This is a genomic window from Streptomyces sp. NPDC060027, from assembly GCF_042737005.1.
Classification (GTDB): Bacteria; Actinomycetota; Actinomycetes; order Streptomycetales; family Streptomycetaceae; genus Streptomyces.
Window position 1 is genome coordinate 1 of the sequence record NZ_JBHWVI010000125.1, and the last position, 25,869, is coordinate 25,869.

27 protein-coding genes are annotated in these 25,869 nt (G+C 71.7%); 12 read left to right on the plus strand and 15 right to left on the minus strand.

Features of this window, described 5'->3' with window-relative positions:
* Positions 1-676 (minus strand): alpha/beta fold hydrolase (locus tag ACFWBT_RS26975; protein WP_385705018.1); only part of this gene is annotated, 676 nt, incomplete at its 3' end.
* Between the two features lie 264 nt (positions 677-940).
* Between ACFWBT_RS26975 and ACFWBT_RS26980 the strand changes: the two genes are divergently transcribed.
* Positions 941-1,141 carry a hypothetical protein gene (locus tag ACFWBT_RS26980; protein ID WP_385705020.1) on the plus strand — a complete coding sequence of 67 codons (201 nt, stop codon included), beginning with the start codon at positions 941-943 and terminating at the stop codon, positions 1,139-1,141.
* Positions 1,142-1,271: 130 nt separating this feature from the next.
* Positions 1,272-2,189, plus strand: coding sequence for a polyphosphate kinase 2 (gene ppk2 / locus ACFWBT_RS26985; protein WP_385705022.1), 918 nt, complete (start codon positions 1,272-1,274; stop codon positions 2,187-2,189).
* Positions 2,190-2,345: 156 nt separating this feature from the next.
* On the opposite strand, the gene ACFWBT_RS26990 is transcribed toward ppk2, so the two are convergent.
* Positions 2,346-2,705 carry a metalloregulator ArsR/SmtB family transcription factor gene (locus ACFWBT_RS26990; protein ID WP_266756158.1) on the minus strand — a complete coding sequence of 120 codons (360 nt, stop codon included), beginning with the start codon at positions 2,703-2,705 and terminating at the stop codon, positions 2,346-2,348.
* Between the two features lie 62 nt (positions 2,706-2,767).
* Between ACFWBT_RS26990 and ACFWBT_RS26995 the strand changes: the two genes are divergently transcribed.
* On the plus strand, positions 2,768-3,892 hold the full coding sequence (locus ACFWBT_RS26995) for a cation diffusion facilitator family transporter (protein WP_385705024.1): 1,125 nt from the start codon (positions 2,768-2,770) through the stop codon (positions 3,890-3,892).
* A 155-nt stretch (positions 3,893-4,047) separates the two neighbouring features.
* Here ACFWBT_RS26995 and ACFWBT_RS27000 read toward each other — a convergent pair whose 3' ends face one another.
* Together ACFWBT_RS27000 and ACFWBT_RS27005 are read right to left on the minus strand one after the other, a co-directional pair.
* Positions 4,048-4,605, minus strand: a complete 558-nt coding sequence (locus ACFWBT_RS27000) for a YbaK/EbsC family protein (protein WP_385705026.1) — start codon at positions 4,603-4,605, stop codon at positions 4,048-4,050.
* 44 nt (positions 4,606-4,649) lie between these two features.
* Entirely contained in the window at positions 4,650-5,222 is a 573-nt protein-coding gene (locus ACFWBT_RS27005) for a helix-turn-helix domain-containing protein (RefSeq protein ID WP_385705028.1), read from the minus strand.
* A 93-nt stretch (positions 5,223-5,315) separates the two neighbouring features.
* Between ACFWBT_RS27005 and ACFWBT_RS27010 the strand changes: the two genes are divergently transcribed.
* Entirely contained in the window at positions 5,316-6,173 is an 858-nt protein-coding gene (locus ACFWBT_RS27010; RefSeq protein ID WP_385705030.1) for an EamA family transporter, read from the plus strand.
* Between the two features lie 43 nt (positions 6,174-6,216).
* Here the strand turns inward: ACFWBT_RS27010 and ACFWBT_RS27015 are convergent, their stop codons facing one another.
* Positions 6,217-7,035 (minus strand): acyltransferase, encoded by an 819-nt coding sequence (locus ACFWBT_RS27015; protein ID WP_385705032.1) that lies wholly within the window; start codon positions 7,033-7,035, stop codon positions 6,217-6,219.
* Between the two features lie 139 nt (positions 7,036-7,174).
* Between ACFWBT_RS27015 and ACFWBT_RS27020 the strand changes: the two genes are divergently transcribed.
* Positions 7,175-7,705, plus strand: coding sequence for a gamma carbonic anhydrase family protein (locus ACFWBT_RS27020; RefSeq protein ID WP_385705034.1), 531 nt, complete (start codon positions 7,175-7,177; stop codon positions 7,703-7,705).
* Positions 7,706-7,710: 5 nt separating this feature from the next.
* Here the strand turns inward: ACFWBT_RS27020 and ACFWBT_RS27025 are convergent, their stop codons facing one another.
* On the minus strand, positions 7,711-8,361 hold the full coding sequence (locus ACFWBT_RS27025) for a DedA family protein (protein WP_385705036.1): 651 nt from the start codon (positions 8,359-8,361) through the stop codon (positions 7,711-7,713).
* A gap of 174 nt (positions 8,362-8,535) precedes the next feature.
* Entirely contained in the window at positions 8,536-9,636 is a 1,101-nt protein-coding gene (locus tag ACFWBT_RS27030) for an NAD-dependent epimerase/dehydratase family protein (protein ID WP_385705037.1), read from the minus strand.
* A gap of 407 nt (positions 9,637-10,043) precedes the next feature.
* Between ACFWBT_RS27030 and ACFWBT_RS27035 the strand changes: the two genes are divergently transcribed.
* A complete protein-coding gene (locus ACFWBT_RS27035; protein WP_385705039.1) occupies positions 10,044-10,448 on the plus strand; it encodes a PaaI family thioesterase in 405 nt (134 codons plus the stop codon).
* Positions 10,449-10,550: 102 nt separating this feature from the next.
* Here the strand turns inward: ACFWBT_RS27035 and ACFWBT_RS27040 are convergent, their stop codons facing one another.
* The gene (locus ACFWBT_RS27040) at positions 10,551-11,003 is read right to left on the minus strand and encodes a DUF4442 domain-containing protein (RefSeq protein WP_266756182.1); all 453 of its coding nucleotides are present in this window, start codon (positions 11,001-11,003) and stop codon (positions 10,551-10,553) included.
* Positions 11,004-11,156: 153 nt separating this feature from the next.
* Here ACFWBT_RS27040 and ACFWBT_RS27045 point away from each other — a divergent pair, with 153 nt between their 5' ends.
* The 3 genes from ACFWBT_RS27045 (at position 11,157) to ACFWBT_RS27055 (ending at position 14,803) form a co-directional block, all read left to right on the plus strand.
* Positions 11,157-12,191 carry a hypothetical protein gene (locus ACFWBT_RS27045; RefSeq protein ID WP_385705041.1) on the plus strand — a complete coding sequence of 345 codons (1,035 nt, stop codon included), beginning with the start codon at positions 11,157-11,159 and terminating at the stop codon, positions 12,189-12,191.
* Between the two features lie 92 nt (positions 12,192-12,283).
* Positions 12,284-13,318, plus strand: a complete 1,035-nt coding sequence (locus tag ACFWBT_RS27050) for a hypothetical protein (RefSeq protein ID WP_385705043.1) — start codon at positions 12,284-12,286, stop codon at positions 13,316-13,318.
* Positions 13,319-13,483: 165 nt separating this feature from the next.
* Positions 13,484-14,803, plus strand: coding sequence for an MFS transporter (locus ACFWBT_RS27055; protein WP_385705044.1), 1,320 nt, complete (start codon positions 13,484-13,486; stop codon positions 14,801-14,803).
* Here the strand turns inward: ACFWBT_RS27055 and ACFWBT_RS27060 are convergent.
* The 3 genes from ACFWBT_RS27060 to ACFWBT_RS27070 all read right to left on the minus strand — a co-directional run bounded on the left by ACFWBT_RS27060 (position 14,765) and on the right by ACFWBT_RS27070 (position 17,958).
* Positions 14,765-15,610 carry a spermidine synthase gene (locus ACFWBT_RS27060; protein ID WP_385705046.1) on the minus strand — a complete coding sequence of 282 codons (846 nt, stop codon included), beginning with the start codon at positions 15,608-15,610 and terminating at the stop codon, positions 14,765-14,767. The two genes, ACFWBT_RS27055 and ACFWBT_RS27060, sit on opposite strands and share 39 nt — an antisense overlap.
* 86 nt (positions 15,611-15,696) lie before the next feature.
* The gene (tuf, locus tag ACFWBT_RS27065) at positions 15,697-16,875 is read right to left on the minus strand and encodes an elongation factor Tu (RefSeq protein WP_385705048.1); all 1,179 of its coding nucleotides are present in this window, start codon (positions 16,873-16,875) and stop codon (positions 15,697-15,699) included.
* A gap of 348 nt (positions 16,876-17,223) precedes the next feature.
* On the minus strand, positions 17,224-17,958 hold the full coding sequence (locus tag ACFWBT_RS27070; RefSeq protein WP_385705049.1) for a DNA alkylation repair protein: 735 nt from the start codon (positions 17,956-17,958) through the stop codon (positions 17,224-17,226).
* Positions 17,959-18,007: 49 nt separating this feature from the next.
* Between ACFWBT_RS27070 and ACFWBT_RS27075 the strand changes: the two genes are divergently transcribed.
* A complete protein-coding gene (locus tag ACFWBT_RS27075; protein ID WP_385705051.1) occupies positions 18,008-18,826 on the plus strand; it encodes a TVP38/TMEM64 family protein in 819 nt (272 codons plus the stop codon).
* A gap of 13 nt (positions 18,827-18,839) precedes the next feature.
* On the opposite strand, the gene ACFWBT_RS27080 is transcribed toward ACFWBT_RS27075, so the two are convergent.
* Entirely contained in the window at positions 18,840-20,015 is a 1,176-nt protein-coding gene (locus ACFWBT_RS27080; RefSeq protein ID WP_385705053.1) for a thiolase family protein, read from the minus strand.
* 149 nt (positions 20,016-20,164) lie between these two features.
* Between ACFWBT_RS27080 and ACFWBT_RS27085 the strand changes: the two genes are divergently transcribed.
* Complete coding sequence (locus tag ACFWBT_RS27085) at positions 20,165-20,626, plus strand: winged helix-turn-helix transcriptional regulator (protein WP_385705055.1); 462 nt, start codon at positions 20,165-20,167, stop codon at positions 20,624-20,626.
* A gap of 75 nt (positions 20,627-20,701) precedes the next feature.
* On the opposite strand, the gene ACFWBT_RS27090 is transcribed toward ACFWBT_RS27085, so the two are convergent.
* From ACFWBT_RS27090 to ACFWBT_RS27100, 3 genes are read right to left on the minus strand one after another with little or no spacing between them, the layout of a single operon-like run.
* Positions 20,702-21,418 (minus strand): cupin domain-containing protein, encoded by a 717-nt coding sequence (locus ACFWBT_RS27090; RefSeq protein WP_385705062.1) that lies wholly within the window; start codon positions 21,416-21,418, stop codon positions 20,702-20,704.
* Positions 21,419-21,423: 5 nt separating this feature from the next.
* Entirely contained in the window at positions 21,424-22,365 is a 942-nt protein-coding gene (locus ACFWBT_RS27095) for a PmoA family protein (RefSeq protein ID WP_385705057.1), read from the minus strand.
* Positions 22,362-23,687, minus strand: coding sequence for a Gfo/Idh/MocA family protein (locus tag ACFWBT_RS27100; RefSeq protein WP_385705059.1), 1,326 nt, complete (start codon positions 23,685-23,687; stop codon positions 22,362-22,364). Before ACFWBT_RS27100 ends, ACFWBT_RS27095 begins: the two co-directional genes overlap by 4 nt.
* A 554-nt stretch (positions 23,688-24,241) precedes the next feature.
* Between ACFWBT_RS27100 and ACFWBT_RS27105 the strand changes: the two genes are divergently transcribed.
* Positions 24,242-25,117, plus strand: coding sequence for an undecaprenyl-diphosphate phosphatase (locus tag ACFWBT_RS27105; RefSeq protein WP_385705061.1), 876 nt, complete (start codon positions 24,242-24,244; stop codon positions 25,115-25,117).
* Positions 25,118-25,869 lie beyond the last annotated feature (752 nt).

Sequence of the window (25,869 nt, forward strand, 5' to 3'; positions counted from 1 at the left end):
GGAGTACCCGCGCGTCCCAGACGGCCACGGCCTCACGCGCGTCGGCGGGCCGGAAGGCGCCGGGTGCCGCGTAGTGATCGGCGGCCTCCTCGTTGGTCTGGTCGACCTCGGTCGCGGCATGCGCCCGCGCCGCCGCGTCCCAGCGACCGTAGAAGAACGGGGTGGCCGCGTCCCAGTCGGCATCGGTCGCGGTGCCGGCCCAGATCCGCCCGTACGCCTCGTGCGCGCCCGCGAACCACGGTTCCGCCGCGCGCCGCGCCGCGCCCTCCGCGCGGTGCTCCGCGGTGAAGTCGACGCCGAGCGCCCGCGCCCGTGCGGTGACCAGGGTGAGGGAGCGGACCCGCCCCGGGTGACGGAGGGCGTAGAGAAGCGCGAGGTCGCCACCCGCCGAGTGGGCGAGCAGATCGACCCGGTCGAGCCCGAGGTGCGCGCGGAACGCCTCGACGTCGTCGACCTGCCGGTCGCAGCGGTACGTCGCCGGGTCGTCCGGAAGCGCGGAGTCGCCGGTGCCTCGCAGATCGAGCAGATGCAGCCGACGGTGCAGTGTCAGTCCGCCGAGGTCACCGAGGTAGACGGAGGCCCGCATGGGTCCGCCGGGCAGACAGAGCAGCGGCGGGCCCTCGCCCCTTGCGTGATGGGCGAGTCGGGTTCCGTCAGGGGCGGTGAAGAGCTGCATGGTCATCATCATCTTCAGCGCTTCGCGGTGCGGGCAAGCAATTTGACGGGTCCTCAAGATCTCCGAAAAGGAGAGGAGTTGCCCGCTTTGCTCGCAACCGCACGTTCACCTCCACTCGCACGTGCGAGCGTTTGCCTCCGGTTCTCCTTACGTACGCCTCCGATTGCTTCCCTTGGGGGATGGACCACATCACGTTCCTGGTGGCGGTCGTCATCGTGACGGCTCTGGCCTTCGAACGCGCTCTTCGGCGGGCTCATCGGCGCGGTGTGGGCCGGCTCGGGTGAGCAGGGCGCGTACTTCGACAAGGTGGTCGAGAGGATCCTGATCCCCGCGGTGGCCTCGCCGGTCGTGGCGGGGGTCGCCGCGCTGCCGGCCACCGTCTTCGCCCTCGGTGTGCTGGGCCACGCCCGGGTCGAGGCCGCGCGTCACGGCGACACCGGGAGCGACACCCTCGGGTTCCCGTAGGCCGGGCTGTGCTTCCTGGGCTGCGCGGCCGTGGTGGCGTACGGCATCTACCTCTCGTGCCGCAGCTCCTCTGACACGGCGGGAAGAAGCCGATCAGCGGACAATCGGAACAGGGGAAGAGGAGGGCCGGATGACGGAACTGCTGGCAGGCATGCGGGTCGACTACACCGACCACGACGACCCCGTACTGATCCGGCCGGACGGCAGTCCGGTGGACACCTGGCGGGAGAACTATCCGTACGAGCAGCGCATGGAGCGCAGGGAGTACGAGTGGCACAAGCGGCTCCAGCAGATCGAGCTGCTGAAGCTGCAGAGCTGGATCAAGGAGACCGGCCGGCGGCTCGTCATCGTCTTCGAAGGGCGCGACGCGGCCGGCAAGGGCGGCACGATCAAGCGCTTCACCGAGCACCTCAACCCGCGCGGCGCGCGCGTGGTCGCGTTGGTGAAGCCGACCGAGCGGGAGCGCGGGCAGTGGTACTTCCAGCGGTACGTGGAGCATCTTCCGACCGAGGGCGAGATCGTGATGTTCGATCGCTCCTGGTACAACCGGGCGGGTGTGGAGCGCGTGATGGGCTTCTGCACCGACGACGAGTACCGGCGCTTCATGCGGCAGGCGCCCGCCTTCGAGCGGATGCTCGTCGACGACGGTGTGGACCTGATCAAGTTCTGGTTCTCGGTCTCCCAGAGTGAGCAGCGCACCCGCTTCACGATCCGTCACGTCGACCCGGTACGGCAGTGGAAGCTGAGCCCCATGGACCTGGCCTCGCTGGACCGCTGGGACGACTACACGGCGGCCAAGGTCGCCATGTTCCGCGAGACGGACACCGAGCAGGCGCCCTGGACGGTGGTGAAGAGCAACGACAAGAAGCGGGCCCGTGTCGAGGCCATGCGCAGCGTCCTGGCCCGCTTCGCCTACGAGAACAAGGACGAGGAGGTCGTCGGCAGCCCCGACCCGAGCATCGTGGGCGCGGCGGCGAACCTGCTGGAGGAGGGCGAGGAGGGCGAGGACCACGTGGCGCCCCCGGGCGATCACACGGCGACACCCTGACATCAGCCCCCGCACGGGCTCGGCCGCACACGGGCTCGCCCGCACGTCAGCCCGCCCGCACACGGACTCGCCCGCACGTCAGCCCGGCCGTGGCGGACCCGCCGCGGGTTCACCCTCAGGTCGGCTCCGGAGGGGGCCCGAGTCTCCGCACGTGCTTCAGTCGTGCGCCGGCCGGTCGGAGAGCCGGTGGTCGGCGAGGCTCAACGCCTCGTCGACCACCCGGCGCAGATGTCCGTCCCCGAGCGAGTAGATCACCCGGCGCCCCTCCTTCCTGGTGTTCACCAGCCCGGCGAGACGGAGCCGGGCCAGGTGCTGGCTCACGGCCGGGCGGGCCGCCCCGCAGGTCTCGGTCAGCGTCGAGACATCGGCCTCGCCGCCGGTCAGGGCGTGCAGCAGCGCGAGGCGGGTGCGATCACCGAGGAGGGCGAGGAGTTCGGCGGCGAGCGCGAACTGTTCCTCGCCGGGGGTGCGCGGGTGCGCATCGTGCGCAGGTGATAGGTGCATGCGTGCGCTCATACGCACATAATGGCGTCGTGGGCGCCCGCACGTCCACTCCCGCACGCCGGAAGGGGACGCACGTGAACGACCCGCACCATCACGAACACGCCCACGAACACGCCCGCCACGGCCATGAACACGGTCACGGTCACGAACACGGCCACGCCCCCCACGACCGCGGCCACGGCCACACGATCCCTCGAGGGCACAGCCATCCGCGCGGGCTCACGGGCCGGCTGCGCCACCTCCTCACCCCTCACTCCCACGAGACCGCCGACAAACTCGACTCGGCGCTGGAGTCGTCGGCCCGGGGCATGCGGGCCCTGTGGGTCTCCCTGGCCGTCCTCGGCGCAACGGCCCTGGCACAGGCGGTCGTTGTCGTGATGTCGGGGTCGGTCGCGCTGCTCGGCGACACCGTGCACAACGCCGCCGACGCGCTGACGGCCCTGCCGCTCGGGGTCGCCTTCGTGCTGGGCCGTCGCGCGGCGACGCGGCGCTTCACCTACGGCTACGGGCGGGCGGAGGACCTGGCGGGCATCGTGATCGTGCTGACGATCGCCGCGTCCGCCGCCTTCGCGGCCTGGGCGGCGGTGGACCGGCTGCTCGACCCGCACCCCGTCCGGCACATCCCCGTGGTCGCGGCCGCCGCGCTCATCGGCTTCGCCGGGAACGAGTGGGTGGCCCGACACCGCATCCGGGTCGGTCGCAAGATCGGCTCCGCCGCGCTGGTCGCGGACGGACTCCATGCCCGTACCGACGGGTTCACGTCGCTCGCGGTGCTGGTGGGCGCGGGCGGCGCGGCACTGGGATGGCAACTCGCCGACCCGCTGGTGGGGTTGGCGATCACCGCCGCGATCCTGCTGGTGCTGCGCGATGCCGCCCGGGAGGTCTTCCGGCGTGTGATGGACGCCGTGGAACCGGAGTTGGTGGACCACGCCGAGCGGGCGCTGCGGGAGGTCGCGGGAGTGCGTGACGTGGGCGAACTGCGGCTGCGCTGGATCGGGCACCGGCTGCGCGCCGAGGTGGCGGTCGTGGTGGACGGCGAGGCGACCGTGCGCCGGGCCCACGACATCGCCGTCGAGGCCGAACACGCCCTGCTGCACGCCGTCCCGAAACTGACCGCCGCCCTGGTCCACGCCGATCCGGCACCGGCGCCCGGGGAGGCGGACCCGCATCGGACGCTGGCACATCACGCACAGGCGTGAACCAGCACGAACAGGCGCGAAGCACGACGAGCACGACGAGCACGACGCTTCAGAGGGCACCGGCCCGTCACGCTTCAGCGCGGACCAGGGCACCCCCGCCCGGTGAGGGGCGGAGCCCCGTCCCGCGGCAGCCCTTCACACCCCTGCGTGCGGGATCAGGCGATGCCCAGCCCCTCCAGCACGACCACGTTCGGCAGCTCCGCGAACGCCTTGCCCGGTACCAGGAGTTTGCCGCGCCGACGGCCGCTGCCCACGAGCACGTACGGCAGGTCGACCACGGCCGAGTCCACCAACACCGGCCAGTCGCCCGGGAGTCCGACGGGAGTGATGCCGCCGTACTCCATGCCGGTCTCACCGGTCGCGGTGTCCATCGGGGCGAACGAGGCCTTCCGGGCACCCAGTTGACGCCGTACGGCTCCGTTGACGTCGACACGGGTGGTGGACAGGACGAGGCACGCGGCGAGCGTGGTCTCGCCACCACGCCTGCCCGCGACGACCACACAGTTGGCGGACCGGTCGAGCAGTTCCTTGCCGTAGTGCTCGACGAAGGTGGCGGTGTCGGCCCACTCGGGGTCGGTGTCGACGTAGACGATCCGCTCGGCGGGGGTGGTGCCGCGCCAGTCGCGCACGGCGTCGGCGACGGGGCGGATGAGCTCGTCCAGGCAGCCGGGGGCGGGGACGGCGTGGTCGAAGTGTCCGATGGGAGCGCGCATGGCGGCACGCTAACAGCCACGCGGACCGGACCGGCCGGAGGCCGTCAGTGCACGAGGGGGACCGACACGGCCATGACCATCTCGACCGGGACCCCACCCTTGTTGGCGTACGTGTGAGGGGTGTTGGCCTCGAAGGACACACTCGCCCCCTCGGGGACGTGGTGCTCGACGCCGTCGACGGTGAGAGTCATGTCGCCCGCGATGACGTGCACGAGTTCGACGGTGCCGGAGGGGTGCGGGTCGGACGGGCTGCCCTCGCCGGGCATCAGCCGCCAGTCCCACATCTCCAGCGGGCCGGGCGCCTCGGTGCCGGCCAGCAGCCGGTTGTAGCTGCCCGCCTCGGTGTGCCACAGACGTACGGCCTGTTCGGCGGGGACGATCCGGACCTTGGGCCCCTGCTCGTAGTCGAGGAGGGTGGTGATGCTGACGCCGAGGGCGTCGCCGATCTTGACGACGGTACCCAGGCTGGGGTTGGTCCTGGCCTGCTCGATCTGGATGAGCATGCCGCGGCTGACTGCGGCGCGGGCGGCGAGCGCTTCCAGGGTGAAGCCGCGCTCGGTGCGCCAGCGCTTCACGTTGCGCGCCAGGGACTGAGTCAGCAGGTCGAGATCCGACACATTCCGTCCAATATTTTGAATGACAGAGTTCAATCAGATGAACTATCGTGTGGTGCACCTGATCGTTCACCGAACTGTACTGCGAGGCACCCCGTGACAGCACTCTTCGCCCTGGCCACCAGCCTCCTGTGGGGCCTGGCCGACTTCGGCGGAGGTCTGCTGACCCGACGCACGCCCGCCCTCACGGTGGTCGTCGCCTCCCAGTCGATCGCGGCGGTGGTCCTCGGCGCGATCGTGGTGGCCACCGGCGGCTGGAGCGCGGCGGGGCCGCAGCTGTGGTTCGCGGTCGCCGCGGGACTGGTGGGTCCGATCGCCCTGCTCTCGTTCTACAAGGCGCTCGCACTCGGACCGATGGGCGTGGTCTCCCCGCTCGGATCGCTGGCCGTGGCCGTCCCCATCGGCGTCGGCCTGTTCCTCGGGGAGCGTCCGGGGCTGCTGCAGATCGCGGGCATCGCGGTCGCTGTGGCGGGCGTCGTCCTCGCGGGCGGACCCCAGCTGCGGGGCGCCCCGGTGCAGCGGCAGGCGATCCTCCTCACGCTGATCGCGGCGGCCGGCTTCGGCACCGTGTTCGTGCTGATCGCGGAGGCGTCGTCCTCGGTCACCGGGCTCTTCCTGGCGCTGTTCGTCCAGCGCGTCACCAACGTCGTCACCGGTGGCGCGGCCCTGGCCGTCTCCGTCCGGCGCGGCGCGCCCGCCCTCCCCGAGGGCGGTTTCCCCTGGGCGTCCCTGCCCGCGCTCGCCTTCGTCGGCCTCGCCGACGTCGCGGCCAACGGCACGTACTCGGTCGCCGCCCAGCACGGCCCGGTCACCGTCGCCGCCGTCCTCGCCTCGCTCTACCCGGTGGTCACGGCCCTGGCCGCACGCGGCCTCCTCAGTGAGCGGCTGCGCGCGGTGCAGGCCGCCGGAGCGGGGCTGGCGCTGGTCGGCACGGTGCTCCTGGCGACAGGCTGAGCCCGGGTTCAGGTCCAGAACCCGGCGCGGACCGGCCGTCGGTTCAGGAGTCGGCGCGGATGTCCTCGGGACGCGCGTGGACGTCCGCTGAGGCGTCCCGCGCGTCGAGGTCCAGTTCCGCGAGTCGCGCGACCGTCTCCTCGTCCAGTTCCGAGAGCGCCAGCAACTGGTCCGGCGTCACCCCGTCGGGAATCGGCACCGGCGGCGGCGTGCGCAGCGGCGGCTGCCATCCGGCCACGGGGTCCCAGCGCCGGACGACACGTGCGGGGGCCCCGGCCACCACGGAGTGGTCCGGCACCACGCCCCGCACCACCGCACCGGCCGCGACCACGACGTTCCGCCCGATCCGCGCGCCCGGCAGGATCACCGCGTTGGTCCCGATCCAGCAGCCCGGCCCGATCTCCACGGGCTCCATGCGCGGCCACTGCTTGCCGATGGGCTCGTGCGGATCGTCGTACGAGTGGTTCGTGGACGTCACATAGACATAGGGCCCGAAGTAGCAGTCGTCGCCGATCGTGACCGTCGTGTCGGCGATGACGTGGCTGCCGCGGCCGAGCACGACACCGTTACCGATGCGCAGGATCGGCTCGGGACCGAGGTCGAGATCGGGCATCAGGCCCGCGGTCAGGGTGACCTGTTCGGCGACGATGCAGTACGAGCCGATGTGGATCCAGGGTTCGCCGAAGACCGTGCCGAGCGGGAAGGCCAGTCTGGTGTTGGCTCCCATGACACCGAAGCGGAACCGCCCCGGGTGCTCGGCCGTGACCGCGCCCTTGCGCTGCGCCCAGGCCCAGCCGGCGTGGACGGCGCGCTGCGCGAGGCGTCGCCGCCATGATGAGAACGTGTTCTTGCTCCTGGGCACCCGCTCACGGTACTCAGAGGGGGCTGTGCCGATGAGGTCGCACGGCTGTGATCTTCGCCCCACCGGGGGCGGGGGTGATGACATACGGTGCCGGTGTACCCAGCGGGACCGGACGACGAGACGACGAGACGGTGACACGGTGACGACGCAGCAGGCGCTGATCAAGGGGATCGGCGGCAAGGAGCCGCAGGTGGACCAGGATGCCTTCGTGGCGCCCACCTCCGTGGTCATCGGAGACGTCACGCTGCACGCGGGCGCGAGTGTCTGGTACGGCGCGGTGCTGCGCGCCGACTGCGGCCCGATCGTCATCGGCGCCGACAGCAACGTGCAGGACAACTGCAGTCTGCACGTGGACCCCGGCTTCCCCATCACCGTCGGGAAGCGGGTCTCGATCGGGCACAACGCCGTGGTGCACGGCGCCACCGTCGAGGACGACTGTCTGATCGGCATGGGCGCCACGGTGCTCAACGGGGCCGTGATCGGGACCGGCTCGCTCGTGGCGGCGCAGGCACTGGTGCCCCAGGGGATGCAGGTCCCGCCGGGCTCACTCGTCGCGGGTGTCCCCGCCAAGGTCAGGCGCCCGCTGACCGACGAGGAGCGCGAGGGCCTCTCGCTGAACGGCACCTTCTACGTGGAACTGGCGAAGGCGCACCGCGAGATCCACGAGTAGCCGCCCTACTCGGCGGCGGGGACGGGCTCCGGCCCCGCTGCGGCGTGCTCCGTCGCCGCCTTCTTCGCCTTGCGTCGGACGATCAGCATCGAGGCGAGTCCGATCAGCACCGCGGCGACCAGGCCGAGCCACGAGAAGCGCTTCAGCCAGGACTCGGCGACGACACCGACGTAGTAGATGACCGCGGTGGTGCCGCCGGCCCAGATGATGCCGCCGAGGACGTTGGCGATCAGGAACTTCCAGTACGGCATCCGCAGCACACCGGCGAGCGGGCCCGCGAAGATCCGCAGCAGCGCGATGAAGCGGCCGAAGAAGACGGCCCACATGCCCCACTTCTGGAAGGAACGCTCGGCCGTGGCGACGTGGCCTTCGCTGAAGTGTCTGGGGAACTTCGCGCCGAGCCAGGCCAGCAGCGGGCGTCCGCCCTTGCGGCCGATGGCGTAGCCGATGGAGTCGCCGACGATCGCCCCGATGCTGGCGCACGCGCCGAGGATGACCGGGTTGATGCCCTCGTGCTGTGAGGAGAGCAGCGCCGCCGAGACCAGGACGATCTCTCCGGGCAACGGAATGCCCAGGCTCTCCAGGCCGATGACCAGGCCCACGAGCGCGTAGATACTGACCGCGGGCACCGTCTCGAGCCAGTCCTGGACGTGCAACGCCGGTTCCTCCCGTTTGGCTGTACGTGACCCGGGCGACCGTGTTTCGCATGATCACCCGGGGTGCGCTTCCCCGGAGCGCCCGCCGGGAAGCCTACCTGGTCGCTCTGAACGGCCGTCCGGACGCGAGACTCGCCCCGTGGGTCCCGTGCGTCCGCCCTCCGGTGTCCTCGATCAGGACGCGCCGGCCCGGTCGGCGCGCGTCCGTTCCTTTCCGTCGGCGGCCCCGCGCTGCCGCCGCCAGGTCGCGTAGTGGTCGAGGAGCGTCTCCTCGACCGGGCGGTAGGTGATCCCCAGTTCCCGCACGCTCCGGCTGTTGTCCACCCGGAACCGGATGCCGAGGTGTTTGCGGATGTAGTCCTGCGTCAGTCCGAAGGCCGGGCCCAGGATGCGGACCGGCCAGTGCGGGAGCGCGGTGCGGGGCAGCCGGAGATCGCGGGGATACCGGCTCCGGACGATGCGCGCCATGTCGTGGAAGGACGTCATGGTCTCGGCCGCGACGATGTAGCGGCCCTCGGCGTCCGGGCGCTCCGCCGCCGCGATGTGCGCGTCGGCGACCTCGCGGACGTCCGCCGTGGTGAAGCTGAAATCGGGTGCGCCGTAGAAGAAGTAGCCCTTGAAAAGTTCCTCCAGGAGGAACAGGCTGCCGGACTCCGATGTGGGAGTGAGGGACGGGCCGAGGATCAGGCCCGGGTTGACGGACACCAGGCGCCAGCGGTCCTGGGCCGCCTCCGCCGTCCACGCCGCACGCTCCGCGAGTGTCTTCGCGTAGTGGTACGGGTTGTTCTCGACCGTGCTCGTGGTGTTGAAGTACCGCTCCGACAGGACCCCGCCGTCCATGCTCCGGACGTCGATGTAGTCGCCGAAGACCGCGCCGACGGTGGAGGTGAGGACGACCTTCTCGACCGTCGCCGTCCGCTCCACTGCCGCCAGCACGTTGCGCGTGCCGAGCAGGGCCGGGTCGACCATGTCCCTGCGGCCGTCCTTGATCCGCTCCGGCATCAGGAACGGCGACGCCACGTGGAAGACCACACCGCAGCCGCTCATCGCCGCGTCGAAGGATCCCTCGGTCAGCAGGTCCGCCTCGAACAGCGCCAGCCGGCCGGGAAAGGCCTCCTGCATCTCCCTCAGCGGCCGCGTCTTCGCCGCGCTCGCGGTCCCGCGCACGGTGGTGCGGACCGTGTAGCCCCGCTCCAGCAGCCGCCGGACCAGGTGGCTCCCGACGAATCCGCTGCCACCGGTCACCAGGACGGCCGTCCGCCCGCGTACGCCCACGCCCGCACTCCTCGCCGTCCGGGAACCGGCGCCCCGGCCCACGGGCGACGCGCACGCACCGCCCACAGGTCAGCGTCGGGCATGAACGGCCGGAAGGGAACAGGCGTGCGGCCCGGGGCGGCCGCGGCGCACCGGCCCTCGCGCTCTCGCCTCGGGCGGTCCCGTTCGCCACCGGCGTCGGACCCGCCCGCATCCTCCTCGAGCTCAAGTACTGACCCTCGGGCCCCGGCACTCGCGGGGGCGCCGAAGCGGTCCTCCTGCCACCACGACCGGACACTCCCCCCGGGCGCCCGTCCGCCTCCCGGGGTCCCGGGCGAGGAACCATGCCAGGAACTCCCCACGCCCGAAGGGGAGTTGATAGAAAGGATCACCGACTTCCGTCCCGCCCCTCCCACAAGGAGCTCGATGTGACCGTCACCGCCGAAGGGATCTACGCCATGGCCCCCTACGCCAGAACCCTCGGCGTGCGCTTCACCGCCCTGTCGGCCGAGGGAGTCGACGCCGAACTCGACTTCGTGCCCGAACTGTCCACCGCGGGCGGCGGGTTGCACGGGGGTGCGCTGATGGGCCTGGCCGATGTCGCCTCGGCGGTGTGCGCCGCGCTGAACGGCCCCGCGCGTGCCGTTCCCGCGACCACCACCTCCACCACCCACTTCCTGCGGCCCGTGCGCGAGGGAGCCGCATACGCGAAGGCCCGCGTACTGCGGGTGGGACGCGACACGGCGGTCGTGGAGTGCGACATCGAGGACGACCGGCGCCGGCTCTGCACCCGGGTCACGCAGACGGTCACCGTGCGAGCGCCGCGCGGCTGACCGCCCCCGGTCCCCGGCACAATGGCCGAGGGCCCGGCACAACGACCGAGGGCCCCGATCAGGTCGTACTCCCCGATCAGGGCCCTGCGCGCGAGGTGGGTCTCAGCCGTTCGGGCGGAGTGTCCACACGACGGTCATCTCGCCGGTGACAGCGCCGTCGGCGCGCTGGATGGCGATGGCGACGGGAAACTCGGGGCGCCGGCCGGCGTCGAGTTCGGCGACGACGTCGGCAGCGGGCCGGCCGAGCGTCGCGGTGGCCGTGACCGGACCCATCGCGAGCTTCTTGTAGGCGATCTCGGCGCTGACCGCGAGCGGCACCGCGCGGGAGAGCTGGTCCCCGAAGGCTGCGAGGACGATCGCTCCGCTCGCCGACTCCCCCAGGGTGAACATGGCTCCGGCGTGCGGTCCGCCGACGTGGTTGTGGAAGTCGCCCTGGTCCGGGAGCGCCACGACGGCCTTCTCGGGAGTGGTCTCCACGAACTCGAGGTTCAGGGTCCGGGCCATCGGTACGGTCGCGGCGAGCATCTCGCCGATCGTCATCTGGTCTGCGCTCATACCGCGATGTTACCCATGGGTAGCAATTCTTGACCAGCCCCACAGCCCACCGCCGAAGTCGATCAGCGGCGCGAGCGGGCGCCGCCCTCCGGTACACGCCTGACGAGACGCGGTGACCGAAACGTTTCACAGGCGCCACTAAGGTGACTGCCCATGTGGCCAGGACAGCAGCCGCCCGGGGGCGAGCAGAACTCGCAGGACCAGAACCCGTACCAGCAGCCGGGGTACCAGCAGCCGAACCCCTATCAGCAGCCCGGGTACCAGCAGACCGGGTACCAGCAGCCGGGGCCGTACGGACAGCAGCCCGGACAACAGCAGTGGGGTACGTCCTCTCCCTCTCCCGTGGGTGCGCCCACGCCGCCGCCCGGGAACGGGAACCGGACGAAGGTGATCGCGATCGTGGCGGCCACCGCCGTGGTCGTGGCCGCCGGGGTGACAGGCGTCCTCGTGCTCGGCGGCGACAAGGACGACAAGGTCGTGGGCGGCGACACGGGCAAGGACACGAGGCCCACCACCGGCGCTCCGAAGGACCCGAGCGCGTCGCCCTCCGACGACGACCCGCGCGGCGGTGAGGGCGAGCAGCCGACGGTCGCCGGCTGGAAGGTCGTCGTCAATCCCAAGTGGGGCACGGCCTTCGACGTCCCCGCGGACTGGGAGGTCGAGTCGCCGGGCACCTCGATCGGCTTCGAGAAGGACAATGCCAAGGCCGGCGACAAGCCGATCATCGTGATGTCGGCACCCGCCTACTTCAAGTCCAAGTGGTGCTCGTCCGACGACGACAAGGACGGCCGTACGGAGGACACCGCGCTGGGCGCCGTGGGCACCAAGGGCGCGAGCGGCGCGAAGAACACCGATGAGGTCGCCGTGAACCAGGTGCCCTGGTGGGTGTTCGGCGGCTACACCCAGCCGGACAAGAAGAGCCTCACCTTCGACGAGAAGGCCAAGCGCTACACCACGGCATCGGGCGTCACGGGCAGCGTCGCCTGGGCCAGGTCCAAGAACACGCCCCAGAAGGGGAAGTGCGCGAGCGACGGCAAGGCCGTCACGTTCGGGTTCAAGAACTCCGCGGGCGACTACGTGGCGTGGAACCTCTACGGAGCCACCGGCGTGAAGGACGAGATCCCCGACGCGACGATCCTGAAGATCCTGAGCACCGTACGCCTGCACGGCGATCCGACGGGGTCCTGAGCCGGGATCAAAGGGACAAGTGCCCTGGCGGCCCGGCCCTTTCGGGTACCGCCGTGGCACTCGGGTCCCACGCCCCTCTATCGTTACCAGCCATGTGGCCAGGACAGCAGCCGCCCGGGGGCGAGCAGAACCCGCAGGACCAGAACCCGTACCAGCAGCCGGGGTACCAGCAGCCGAATCCGTATCAACAGCCCGGATACCAGCAGCCGGGGTACCCGCAGCCGGATCCGTACGGACCGCAGCCGGGGCAGCAGCAGTGGGGAGCCCCGTCGGATCCCCTCGGCGCGCCCCAGGCGCCCGGAGGCGGTGGTGGCGGCAACAAGACCAAGATCACCGCGATCATCGCGGCCTCGGCCGTGGTGATCGCCGCCGGGGTGACCGGAGTCCTCGTCCTGGGCGGTGGCGACAAGGACGACGACGCGGGCGGCGACGCGTCCAAGTCCCCGAAGGCGTCGGCCTCGACGTCGCCGAGCGCGAGCGGCAGTGACGACAATCCGCGCGGCGGCGACGAGGAGAAGGCGACGATCGCCGGCTGGAAGGTCGTGGTGAACCCGAAGTGGGGCACCGCCTTCGACGTACCGGCGGACTGGAAGGTCGAGACGCCCGGCACCTTCATAGGCTTCGAGGACGACAAGAAGGGCGACGGCTCCATACTCATCGGCATGTCCGCGCCCGCGTTCCTCAAGGAAAAGTGGTGCACGTCCGACGACGACAAGGACGGCTACTCGAGCGACACCTCACTGGCCGCCGCGGGCACCAAGGGCCAGAGCGGTGCGAAGAACACCGACGACGTGGCACGCAGCGACTCCGCGTGGTGGGTCTTCGGCGGCTACACCGACCAGAAGACCGCCTCGAAGAAGCTGCTGAAGATCGGCAAGCCCAAGGCGTACACCACGGCGTCGGGCGTCAAGGGCAGTGTCGCCACGACGTACTCCGCGGGCGTCGCCAAGAAGAGCAAGTGCGACTCCGACGGCAAGGCGACCACGTTCGTCTTCAAGAATTCCAAGAGCGACTTCGTGTCCTGGACGTTCTACGGCGCCAAGGGCGTTTCGGAGGAGGTCTCGGACGCGACCGTCCAGAAGATCCTCAGCACCGTACGGCTGCACGGCGCGCCGACGGGTTCCTGATCCCCCGGGACCTGGGCGCACGCGAATGAGCGCCCGGGGTTCCCGGCCTCCCGCCGGGCCTTCGCGGCCGTGAAAGGGGCGCGTAGCCGCGGCCGGGCGGAGTTCGCACCCCGTGCGGGTGCAATCGGTTTGGCAAGTCGGGCACCGGGCGGCGATAGTCTCCCGGTGACCTCAGCCGCCGACCTGCGCCGACCCTCCCGCCGCCCTTCCTGGGCGGGCCGGAACTACACCCTGCTGACCGCCGCAGCGGTCGTCACCAACCTGGGCAGCCAGGGCGCCCTCATCGCGGCGGCCTTCGCGGTGCTCGACACGGGGGGCGACGGCGGCGACGTCGGCCTGGTGGCAGCGGCACGGACCCTGCCGCTGGTGCTGTTCCTGCTGATCGGCGGGGCGGTCGCGGACCGGCTCCCGCGCCATCGGGTGATGGTCGCGGCCAACGCCCTCAACTGTGTGTCGCAGGCGGTGTTCGCCGTCCTGGTCATCTCCGGTGAGGCACGGCTGTGGCAGATGATGCTGCTGTCCGCGCTCGGCGGCACCGGGCAGGCGTTCTTCAACCCGGCCGCCGAGGGCATGCTGATGTCCTCGGTCCGCGGTGAGCAGGCGAGCCGCGCGTTCGCGATGTTCCGGATGGCGATGCAGGGCGCGGGACTCGGCGGCGCGGCCCTCGGCGGTGTACTGGTGGCCGTGATCGGGCCGGGCTGGGTGCTGGCCGTGGACGCGGTGGCGTTCGCGGTCGCCGGGGCGCTGCGCTCGTTCCTCGACGTCAGCCACATACCGCCGCGCGAACCCGGCGGCGGCCTGCTCGCCGATCTGCGCGACGGCTGGCGCGAGTTCGTCGGACGGCCCTGGCTGTGGACGATCGTCGCGCAGTTCTCCGTGGTGGTCGCGGTCGTCGGAGCCGCCGACGCGGTCTACGGTCCGCTGGTCGCCCGGGACAGTCTCGGCGGTGCGGGACCCTGGGGACTGGCACTCGGCGCGTTCGGCGCCGGGACCGTCGGCGGCGCGCTGCTCATGACCCGCTGGAAGCCCCGTCGCCTGCTGTTCGCGGGCACCCTGTGCGTCTTCCCGCTGGCGGCGCCGGCCGCGGCGCTCGCGGTCCCCGTACCGGTGGGGCCGCTGTACGCCGTGATGTTCGTCAGCGGCCTGGCGATCGAGGTGTTCGGCGTGTCCTGGATGACGGCGCTCCACCAGGAGATCCCCGAGGACAAGCTCTCGCGGGTGTCGGCGTACGACTGGTTCGGGTCGATCGCCATGGTCCCCCTGGCCACGGCGCTGGCGGGGCCCGCGGAGCAGGCCTTCGGCCGGACGCCCGCGCTGTGGGGCTGCGCGACGCTGGTCGTGGTGGTCACGGCGGCGGTGCTGTGCGTCCCGGACGTCCGGAATCTGACGCGGCGGACCCGGCCGGTGGCGCAGGGCATCCCGGTATCGGCCGACGCGGAACCCGCGTCAGCCGATGCCGAAGGCTCCGCCGGGCGGCTCGGGTGACGCGACGGCGTCCTCGTCGCGCACCGGAGCGGCCCCGCCGATGAAGTCCCGGAGCCCGGGGCCGTGTTCGACGCGTGCGGGAAAGGCGTCGGCCGCGGTACGGCGGGCCAGGGCGGCCGTGTCGAACGGGCGGTGGGAGGCCACGAGCACCGCGTTCCCGAAGCGCCGTCCGCGCAGCACGCCGGGTTCGGCGATGAGGGCGAGCTCCTCGAACACCGTCGAGAACGTGGCGAGCTGGGAGCGGAGAAAAGCGAAGGGCGCCGCGTCCGCGAGATTGGCGAGGTAGACCCCGTCGGGGCGCAGCACACGTTCGGCGGCGCTCGCGTAGGCGGTGGACGTCAGATGCGCGGGTACGCGCGAGCCGCCGAAGACATCCGCGATCAGGATGTCCGCGGAGTCGGGGGCGGCGGCTTCGATCCAGGTGCGGGCGTCGACGCCGTGCACCTCGATACCCGCCCCGCCGGGCACCGGCAGATACTCGCCGATCAGGGCCAGCAGGCCCTGGTCCGCCTCCACCACGTGCTGGTGGGAGCCGGGCCGGGTGGCCGCGACGTAGCGGGGCAGGGTGAGCGCCCCGCCGCCGAGATGCAGCACGTCCAGCGCGCGCCCCGGTTCCGTCACCGTGTCCAGCACGTGCCCGAGGCGCCGCGTGTACTCGAACTCCAGATGTGTCGGCTCGTCCAGATCGACGTACGACTGGGGCGCGCCGTCCACGGTCAGCAGCCACGCCCGCTCGCGGTCCACGTCGGGCATCAGCTTGGCGGTCCCGTGATCCACGGCCCGCGTCACGGGTATCGGCTCGTCCACGGGTCCATTGTGCGGTACCGACAACGGCGCGCACGGGTGCCCGCCCCCTCGGGGCGGGCACCCGCGTCGCCGTACCGGGCCGGGCGTCAGCCGACCGACGTCACCGTCCCCGCGCCGACCGTCCGGCCGCCCTCGCGGATCGCGAAGCCGAGGCCCGGCTCGAGCGGCACCTCGCGCCCGAGCTCGACCGTCATGGTGACGGTGTCGCCGGGCCGGGCGACGGCCCGCTCGCCGAGGTCGACGTCGCCGACCACGTCCGCGGTGCGGATGTAGAACTGCGGCCGGTACCCGGTGGAGACGGCTGTCGTACGGCCGCCCTCGCGCGTCGACAGGACGTACACCCGCGCCGTGAAGCGACTGCTGGGTACGACACTGCCCGGCGCGGCGACGATGTGCCCGCGGCGGACCGCGTCGCGGGGCACGCCGCGCAGCAGCAGCGCCACGTTGTCGCCGGCCTGCGCCTCCTCCATGGGCTTGCCGAAGGTCTCCAGGCCGGTGACGACCGTGTCGACGCCCGCGCCGAGTACCTCGACGCGGTCGCCGACATGGATCGTGCCGCGCTCCACGGCACCGGTGACGACCGTTCCGCGTCCGGTGATGGTGAGCACGTTCTCGACCGGCATCAGGAACGGCGCGTCGAGATAGCGCTCGGGCATCGGCACATAGGTGTCCACCGCGTCGAGCAGCGCGTCGATCGCCGCCGTCCACCTCGGGTCCCCCTCAAGGGCCTTGAGGCCCGACACCCGTACGACGGGTACCGAGTCGCCCCCGTAGCCCTGCGAGGAGAGCAGCTCTCGGACCTCCAGCTCCACGAGGTCGGTGAGCTCCTCGTCACCCGCGTCGGCCTTGTTGAGGGCGACGACGATGTGGTCGACACCCACCTGCCGGGCGAGCAGCACGTGCTCGGCGGTCTGGGGCATGATCCCGTCCAGCGCGGACACGACGAGGATCGCCCCGTCCAGCTGGGCCGCTCCCGTGACCATGTTCTTGACGTAGTCGGCGTGGCCCGGCATGTCCACGTGCGCGTAGTGCCGGGTGTCGGTCTCGTACTCGACGTGCGCGATGTTGATGGTGATGCCGCGCGCGGCCTCCTCCGGCGCCCGGTCGATCCGGTCGAACGGTACGTAGCGGGTGGAGCCGCCGGAGCCGCGCTCGGCGAGAACCTTGGTGATGGCGGCGGTCAGGGTGGTCTTGCCGTGGTCGACGTGACCCATGGTGCCGATGTTCAGGTGCGGTTTGGTGCGCACGTAAGCCGTCTTGGGCATGGCTGTACCTCGAAGCCTCTTCAGTGTCAGCTGAGCTGAGTGATGGCCCCGGCGCGTACGGGCCGGGACGGGGACCCCGAGGACTTCCCGACCCTCCCCCTGCGGGGTCCGCCGGACAATCCGGGAAGGGTCAGCTTCGGGCGCCGTCGACGGCTGCCGTGATGATCTGGACGGCAGCCTTCGGCGCATCCGCGACTGCGGATGCTGCGAGGAGGAAGGCGTACCGGAACATGAGGAGATCATCGCCGACGCGTCTGCGCACGTCGAATGGTTTTCCGGCCCCTGGGACCGGCGTGGTGCGGGCGGTGTCTCAGGGGGCCGAGGGGTCCCTGGGGAGGCCGTCGGCGGTCACGGGCCGATGTTCTTGAGCGCCTCGCGCACGGACAGCGGCGCGAGTCTCTCCCGCTCCGCGGCGACGAAGTCCCGTACCGCCCGCGGGTCGGTCTTGGCGTACTCGCGCAGACACCATCCGATCGCTTTGCGGATGAAGAAGTCGGGATGGCCGGCCCGGCGGACGCAGTACGCGAAGAGGCGCCCGGTGTCGGTGGCCTCCTTGTAGCGGAGCTGATGGAGCAGCGCGGTACGGGCGGCCCACAGATCGTCGTCCTCGATCCAGGCGTCCATGTCGGTCCGCAGTTCCGGGTCGGCGGCCACCAGGCCTCCCACCACGTGCGCGGCGAGCGCGTCGACCGTGTCCCACCAGGAGACGGTGGTGACGAGGTGCCGGGCCACCGGCAGGAAGCCCGGCGACAGGCGCGCCACATGGCGGCGCAGATAGTCGACGGCGAAGTACTGGTACTCGCGTTCCGGCAGCTCCCAGCAGCGCAGCGCGATCGCCGCGCAGTCCGCCTCGCCGGGGCGGGCGGTGTCCACGAGCACGGTGCGGGACAGTGCGCGGCGCTCGGGCGTCGTCAGCCCGAGGAAAGGGGCGATGTCCTTCATGTACGCGCGCATCGACGCGGCCCGGCGGGGGTCGGCGGCAGCCGCGTAGACAGCTGTGAGCCGGTCCAGCACGATGTCCGCGAGAGGGCTGTTCGGCACCTCGAACCGGGCACCTGACGTTCCGGAAGCTGTGACGCCCATGAGACGAACCATACGGCGATCACACACGTGTGTCGGTTAGTGTCACCGGATGCTCGATGCCACCACCCGCTCTGGGGGCACCGCCACGGCCACTCCCCAGGCCGCCGCCACGGAGCTCACCGTCGCCGCCGACCTGGTCGTCGCCTCGGAGATCGCCGTCGCCGCACCCGTAGACCCGACCGCCGCACGCACCGGCCCGGCCGGGCTCTGCCTGAGAGCGCTGCTCTCGCCGTGGTCGCGGCTCTCCCTGCTGGTCGTGCTGCTCGCGGCGGCCGCGTCGAGCGTGCTGCTCTTCGAACCGCAGCGGCTGCTCGCCGACGGCTGGCCGCCCCAGCTCGGCGGCGCCGCGGCGGCCGTCGCGTTCGCCGTGGCGTACGGGCTGTGCACGGTCGCGTTCGTGCCCCGCCCGCTGCTCAATCTGGCGGCCGGCGCTCTGTTCGGCTCCCAACTGGGCCTGGGCACCGCCCTGGTGGGCACGGTGCTCGGTGCCGGTGTCGCCTTCGGGCTCGGCCGGGTCCTCGGGCAGGACGCGTTGCGGCCGCTGCTGCGAGCCCGCTGGCTGAGGGCGGCGGACGGTCAGCTCAGCCGGCACGGCTTCCGCTCGATGATGGCGGCCCGGCTGTTCCCCGGTGTGCCGTTCTGGGCCGCCAACTACTGCGCGGCCGTCTCCCGCATGGGCTGGCTGCCCTTCCTGCTCGCGACGGCGCTCGGTTCGATCCCGAACACCGCCGCGTACGCCGTCGCCGGTGCCCGTGCGTCGTCACCGACCTCCCCGGCCTTCCTGATCGCGATGGCCTTCATCGCGCTCCCCGCCCTGGCCGGAGCGGTGGTGGCCTGGCGCAAGCGCCACCACCTGCGCGGTCGCTGAGGCACGACGGCCGCTAGGGGCGCACGGCCTCCAGGATCATCGCGTTTGCCAGTCCGCCCGCCTCGCACATCGTCTGCAGTGCGTAGCGGGCCCCGCGGGCGCGCATCGCGTGGACGAGGGTCGTGGTGAGGCGGGTGCCGCTCGCGCCGAGCGGGTGCCCGATCGCGATCGCCCCGCCGTGCACGTTGACCTTGGAGAGGTCCGCCCCGGTCTCCTGCTGCCAGGCGAGGACGACGGCGGCGAAGGCCTCGTTCACCTCGAAGAGGTCGATGTCGCCGAGGCCCAGCCCGGCCTTGTGCAGCACCTTCTCGGTGGCCGGGACGACGCCGGTGAGCATCAGGAGCGGGTCCGAACCGGTGACGGCGAAGCTGTGCAGCCGGGCGACCGGCCGCAGGCCGAGGCGGGCGGCGGTCTCGCTCGACGTGATGAGCACGGCGGACGCGCCGTCGTTGACCGGGCTCGCGTTCCCGGCCGTGACCGACCAGTCGATCTGCGGGAAGCGCTCGCCGAAGGCGGGGTCGTAGTAGGCGGGCTTCAGCCCGGCGAGTACGTCCGGGGTGGTGCCGGGACGGACGCTCTCGTCCCGGGTGACACCTTCCAGGGGCGCGACCTCGGCGTCGAACAGACCGCCGCTCCACGCCTCGGCGGCCTTCCGGTGCGAGTCGACGGCGAAGGCGTCCATCCGCTCGCGGGTGATGCCCCATTTGGCGGCGATGAGTTCGGCGCTGATGCCCTGCGGCACCAGCCCCTCGGGGTAGCGCTCGGCGACCCCGGGCCCGAAGGGGTCCGCGCCCGCCGGCACGTTGGACCACATCGGCACCCGGCTCATCGATTCCACACCGCAGGCCACGACCATGTCGTAGGCCCCCGACATGACGCCCTGCGCGGCGAAGTGCACGGCCTGCTGCGACGAGCCGCACTGGCGGTCCACCGTGGTCGCGGGCACCGACTCGGGGAATCCCGCGGAGAGCAATGCGTACCGGGTGGTGTTCATGGCCTGCTCGCCGACCTGGTCGACGGTGCCGCCGATGACGTCGTCGATCAGCGCGGGGTCGATCCCTGAGCGCTCGACGAGCGTACGGAGGGTGTGGGCGAGGAGTTCCACGGGGTGGACGTGGGCGAGGGAGCCGTTCGGCTTGCCCTTGCCCACCGGGGTGCGTACGGCTTCGACGATCACGGCGTCGCGCATGGGATGCCTCTCAGATCTCTGAGGTCGGGGAACCGGCGGCCGGGTGCGTCCGGCCTTCGAACCCGGTAAGTTTGATTTTCCAACTCTCCAAGTGACCCAAGAGTAACCGAGTGGGTTGGAAGTTCCAACCCACTCGGTAGACTGATGGCATGAAGGACGCCCGCCCCTGCTCGATCGCCGCGACGCTCGCCCTCGTCGGCGAGAAGTACTCCCTGCTGGTCCTGCGCGAGGTGTCGCTCGGCGCCACGCGCTTCGACCAGCTGGTGCGCAACACCGGAGCCCCTCGTGACGTGCTGACGACCAGGCTGAAGCGCCTCGTCGACGCCGGGCTGCTGGAGAAGGCGGAGTACAGCGACCGCCCGAAGCGCTACGAATACCGGCCCACCCGGGCGGGTCTCGAACTGGAACCCGTCCTGCTCACCCTCATGGCATGGGGCGACCGCCACCTTCAGGAGGGCGGCTTCCGTCCCATGGTGCTGGAGCACACCTGCGGCCACGAACTGGTCCCCCAGGTGGTCTGCCGGGAGTGCGGGGAGCAGGTCGAACACGACGATCTCACCGCCCACCCCCAGGCTCCGGGCTGGACGGCGACGGGGCCCGCGGTGGCGTGACCGCCGGCAGGGCGCCGGGGACGCGAAGGCGGCCGGAGAGGGATGCGTCCTGTCCCGCGGGTGGGGCCGTACTCCCTACCCGGCCCCGTCGTAGACGTCGAGCCGCCCGCACATGCCGAACCGACCTCGCGCAGAAGGCCGTTCGGCCCGCACGACGGCGTCGGCGAGATGCGAGGAGTCGCCCCGCTCCAGCCGGTCGAGCTGGTCCGCCGTGGCAGCGGCGGCGGCCTCTGCGCCGCGTCGCCACCGCGCCCGCCACTCCGCGAGGCGTGGCCGCACCAGGGCCGCGGCGGCCCGATGGAAGGCCGCGAGCGGCGCGGGCCCGTCCGCGTCACGCAGCGCGCGATAGCCCTCCAGGGCGAGATCACGCCGGGCGCGGGCGAAGCGCGCCTGCTCTCCTTCCGGCGCGTCCGCCGGAATGACGGTCACCGCCGCGTAGGTCCCGGGATCGGTGAGGTACTCCGGGGGAAGGGTCATGACCGCGTCGCCCGCCTCCGGCAGGCCGTTGTTCTGCATGAGCACGGTGATGCGCAGGTCGTCCTCGTTCACGAGCCGGTGGATCGTGCCCGGGGTGAACCAGGCGACCGTGCCGGGCACGAGCGGCGTCACCTCGTACGCCGATGCCGTCAGCGTCTGGACGTAACCCCGCCCGCCGGTGACGACGTACGCCTCCGAGCAGGTCAGGTGGAGATGGGGTGTTCCGCCGCAGGCGCCGTCGGCCGCGGGCCAGTCGTACACCCGCAGGTGCGACACGGCGACGGCTCCCGGGAGCCCCGGAAAGCCGGGAGTCACGACGCTCACCAGGGGTGCTCCGCCAGGTACGTGACGACGTCCTCGCGTTCCCAGGCCCCCTCGGCGACGACCACCCGGTAACGGCGGGCGAGGGTGGCACCGGGGGCGAGTTCCAGCTCTTCGAAGAAGGCCGGGGACGGGGCGACCGCCGCGAAGGGTTCGTTGCGCACGAACCAGTGGGCCGGGTGGGTGCCCCGCGACCCGGAATGGTCGTTCTCGGGGGCATGCGCGAAGACGAGGGTCGCGTGACCGTCGGTGCCGTCGTGCTCGGCCGAGTACGCGAGCCAGGGCGCCTGCCGCCCCATCAGGTCGGGCCCTTCGGATTCCGGACCGATGACCCGCCCGTCCCGGAAGGAACGCGGTCCGCGCCAGAACAGGCCTGTGTAGCCGGCCATCTCGCGCCCGGCGGTCGTCGGACTGCCGAAGCGCAGCGGCTCCTCACGGCGGTTGGTGATCGCGGAGCTCCAGGTCAGCGCCCAGGAGCCCGCCCCGGGGTCGACGTCATGCACCTCGACGCGGCGCTCCTCCTCGGCCCACAGCGCACCGTCGTAGGGATGCCAGGTGAGCCGCTCGGCGATGACCGCGCCACCGTCCTCCGCGGTGACCTCCTCGAAGGCGACATGCGCCATCGACCCGACACGCTCCGGGAGTTCGAGATATCCCTTTCCTTGGACGTATGTGTTGCCGCCCCACAGGTTCTGGCCGGAGAGGTGCGAGGCCGTCATCTGGAGGCCCTTGTGCCAGCGGTGGTCGTTCGGGCGGTAGTCCGTCACGACGTTGCCGGCCAGCGTCCGCAGGGGGTGGAGATAGGGCTTCGGGGACTCCCAGGCCGCCTCGGGCCGGTAGACATAGCTCACCAGCTCGACGCCGGTGGAGACCTCGCTGATCGCGATGCGCTCCCCGTGCGTGTGGACGAGCCGCAGACCCCGCTCGGACGACCCGCTCATGCCCGGACCTCCGCGCTGACCGTCCCGGACGCCTCGACCCCGGGCAGCCCGCCCCCGCCCGGCACGGCCGGCCGCCCGTCGGCATCCGCCGCCTCCGACGGCACCGTCCCGTCCGGCGCCTCGGTCGCGGTGGGCGCCCAGCCGGGGGCGCCGCCGTGCAGCGCCGTGTAGTACGGGTCTCCCGGACCGATCTCCCCCGCTCGGACGGTCGTGTCCGTGAACGCCGACTTGTAGAGCGCGGTGATCAGCTCCAGGCTGGTGCGCCCGTCGGCACCACTGCTGCGCGGCCGCTCGCCCGCCCGCATGCTCGCGACGAGGTCCCGCAGCTGCGCGAGGTGCGAACTGGGCACGTCCGCGCCGAAGTCCCGCCAGGCCGCGACGTCCGCCTCCGGCACGTCGGGCGCCGGAGTGATCCGCCAGTTGTCGTTGCCGTGACCGTAGAGGTGGGTGAGCTCGACGGTGGCGCGCTCGCAGTCGACGCGGACACGGCTGACCTCGTCGGGGCTCAGGACGCTGTTGACGACGGTCGCCAGGGCGCCGTTCGCGAAGCGGACCAGTGCGGTCGAGACGTCCTCCGTCTCCACGTCGTGCACCAGACGACCGGTCATCGCGCGCACCTCGGTCCACGGCCCCAGCAGATCGAGCAGCAGATCCATCTGATGGATGCCGTGCCCCATCGCGGGCCCGCCGCCCTCCGTCGCCCAGCGGCCGCGCCAGGGGACGGCGTAGTAGTCGGCGTTGCGGTACCAGGTGGTCTGGCAGTGCGCGACGAGCGGCCGGCCCATGGCCCGCTCCGCGATCAGGCGCCGTACGTGCCGGGCGCCCGAGCCGAAGCGATGCTGGAAGACGATCGCGGCGTACGGCCCGCCGTCCGTGCCCTCCGCCGCCTCGACGGCGTCGAAGTCGGCGAGCGTCGGCACGGGCGGCTTCTCGCACCACACCCACGCGCCCGCCCGCAGCGCGGCGACGGTCTGCTCGCGGTGCAGGGTCGGCGGGGTGCAGACGGCGACGAGATCGGGCCGCTGCTCCTCTAGCATCCGGTCCAGATCGGTGTACGCGTGCGGGATGCCCGCCTCGGCGCAGAACGCCCGGACCGCGCCCTCGGCGATGTCCACCGCCGCGACGATCTCCGTCTCGCCCTCCTCGGCGAGCCGGGCGAGTGCGGGATGGTGACTCCCGCGAGCGATGGCGCCCGCGCCGACGACGGCGGCCCTGATACGGCGACGGTCGAGAGGGGTGCCCGCCCTGCTCGAGGTGTTCACGGTGTCCGCGGTGCGGCTCGGAGAGGCCTGGGGATCGACTGCGGTACGGGATGAGGTCATCTACCTGATCAGCGCTCCATCGGACGTGATGTCGGACGTGATGTCAGACGGCGGCCAACGCGTGGCGCCACCGAGCGCATGACCACGCATGGCCCCCCGGCGACAGCAAGCGCTTTCCCTGCCGCAGCAACGTAAGCGGCGGCCCGGTGGCCGGTCAACACCCCCGGCCACCGCACGGTCACCCCCCATCACGCCGCGGGTCCGGACTCCATCACGCGGCGGGTCCAGACCCCCATCGCACCGAGGGTCCGGATCCCATCCGCCCCGGCTCGGACCTGGGCCGGAGCTGAACCGGACCCTGGAGGGACCCTGGCCCGACCTCGGCGCTACCCGAGCCGGACCGGTCGGCGACGGACCACCTCCGGGCCCGCCACCAGGGACGACAACGCCCTGCACCGGGACGGCGGAGGGCGGCCCCGTCCGGCTGCGAAACCCCTGTGACCGCGCTGTCGCACGCGGACGCTACGCTGCCCTCAACACCCGTGATCACCCCGCACCGCGATACGGCGTGCCCGTCGCCCCTTCCACGACCAGCACTTGGACCACGTAACTTCATGTCTTGGTTTGAATCCCTCATCCTCGGACTCGTCCAGGGGCTGACCGAATTTCTTCCCGTCTCCTCCAGCGCGCATCTGCGGCTGACCGCGGCGTTCGCGGGCTGGGAGGATCCCGGTGCGGCCTTCACCGCCATCACGCAGCTCGGCACGGAGGCCGCGGTGCTGATCTACTTCCGCGAGGACGTGGGAAGGATCCTGTCGGCGTGGTTCCGCTCGCTCACGAACAAGGCGATGCGCAGGAACCACGACGCCCAGATGGGCTGGCTGGTGATCGTCGGCTCGATTCCGATCGGCGTGCTCGGGATCACGCTCAAGGACCAGATCGAGGGACCGTTCCGCGATCTGCGGGTCACCGCCACGATGTTGATCGTGATGGGCATCGTCATAGGCATCGCCGACCGGCTCGCGGCACGCGACGAGTCGGGCGGAAAGCACCGGGCGGCCAAGCAGCGCAAGGTACTTGAGGACCTGAACACCCGGGACGGCCTGCTGTACGGCGTCTGCCAGGCGATGGCCCTGATCCCCGGCGTCTCCCGGTCCGGCGCGACCATCAGCGGCGGCCTCTTCATGGGCTACAGCCGCGCGGCGGCGGCCCGTTACTCCTTCCTCCTGGCCATGCCGGCCGTCCTCGCCTCCGGCACCTTCGAGCTCAAGGACGCGGCCGCGGAGGGCCATGTGTCCTGGGGCCCCACCATCTTCGCGACGATCATCGCGTTCGCCGTCGGTTACGCGGTGATCGCCTGGTTCATGAAGTTCATCTCGCACAAGAGCTTCATGCCGTTCGTCTGGTACCGGATCGCGCTCGGCATCGTCATCATCGCGCTGGTCAGCACGGATGTCCTCAGCCCCCACGCCGCCGAATCCGCCGGCTGAGGCAGCGGCTCCCCTCCAGGACTGCGTCGCGCTCCTGAACTCGCGCCGGGCCGCAGAGCCAGGGAGCGGCACGGGTCGACTTGGGGGCCCGTTCTCCCCGTCGTCTCCCAGTCATCCCCCAGTCGTCTCCCAGTCATCAGGACGACCGTGTCCGCCGCCGAGCGGGGCGTGCTCACCGCTGAGCAGCGATCGCCGGCCGCTCCGCCGTCGGGCTTGATCCCTGCGGCCGACGAGCCGGGCGGGCAGGTCGAGTGCCCCGCGCGGGCATCACTCCGGCGGGGCCTCAGCAGCAACAACCCGACTGGATCGCTGGGATGGTGGCACCAGCCTACGAGCCGCCACTGACAACAGGGTCGTCACGGGCCCCGCCATCCGGCATCGCCCCGGCTCGGACGGCGGCTGGGGTACGCCCAGGACCTGGCCGGTCGATCACGGCGGAGACGCGGGGTGTGACACACCCTCCCCCAAGCTCTTCGAGCAGGGGGACCCCCAGCGGCGTCGTCGTCGGTCGACGGCGTCCCCCAGCCTTCGGCCGGGAGGTGCCCCCACCGCGTCGCCTCCCCCTCCGCCTTGCGGCTGCCCGCACCACACCCCCCTCACCGGCACCGACCAGCCGCCGTCGGCATCCTCCACCGTGATCGACCGGACAGGAACTATTAGTGCTTCGTTAGGTTGTGGGCTGTCTGCGGCTGCTCCGAGGGCTGGGCAGGGGGCGGCCGCAGGTGGTGCAGGTGCCGGTCCAGCACCTCAGC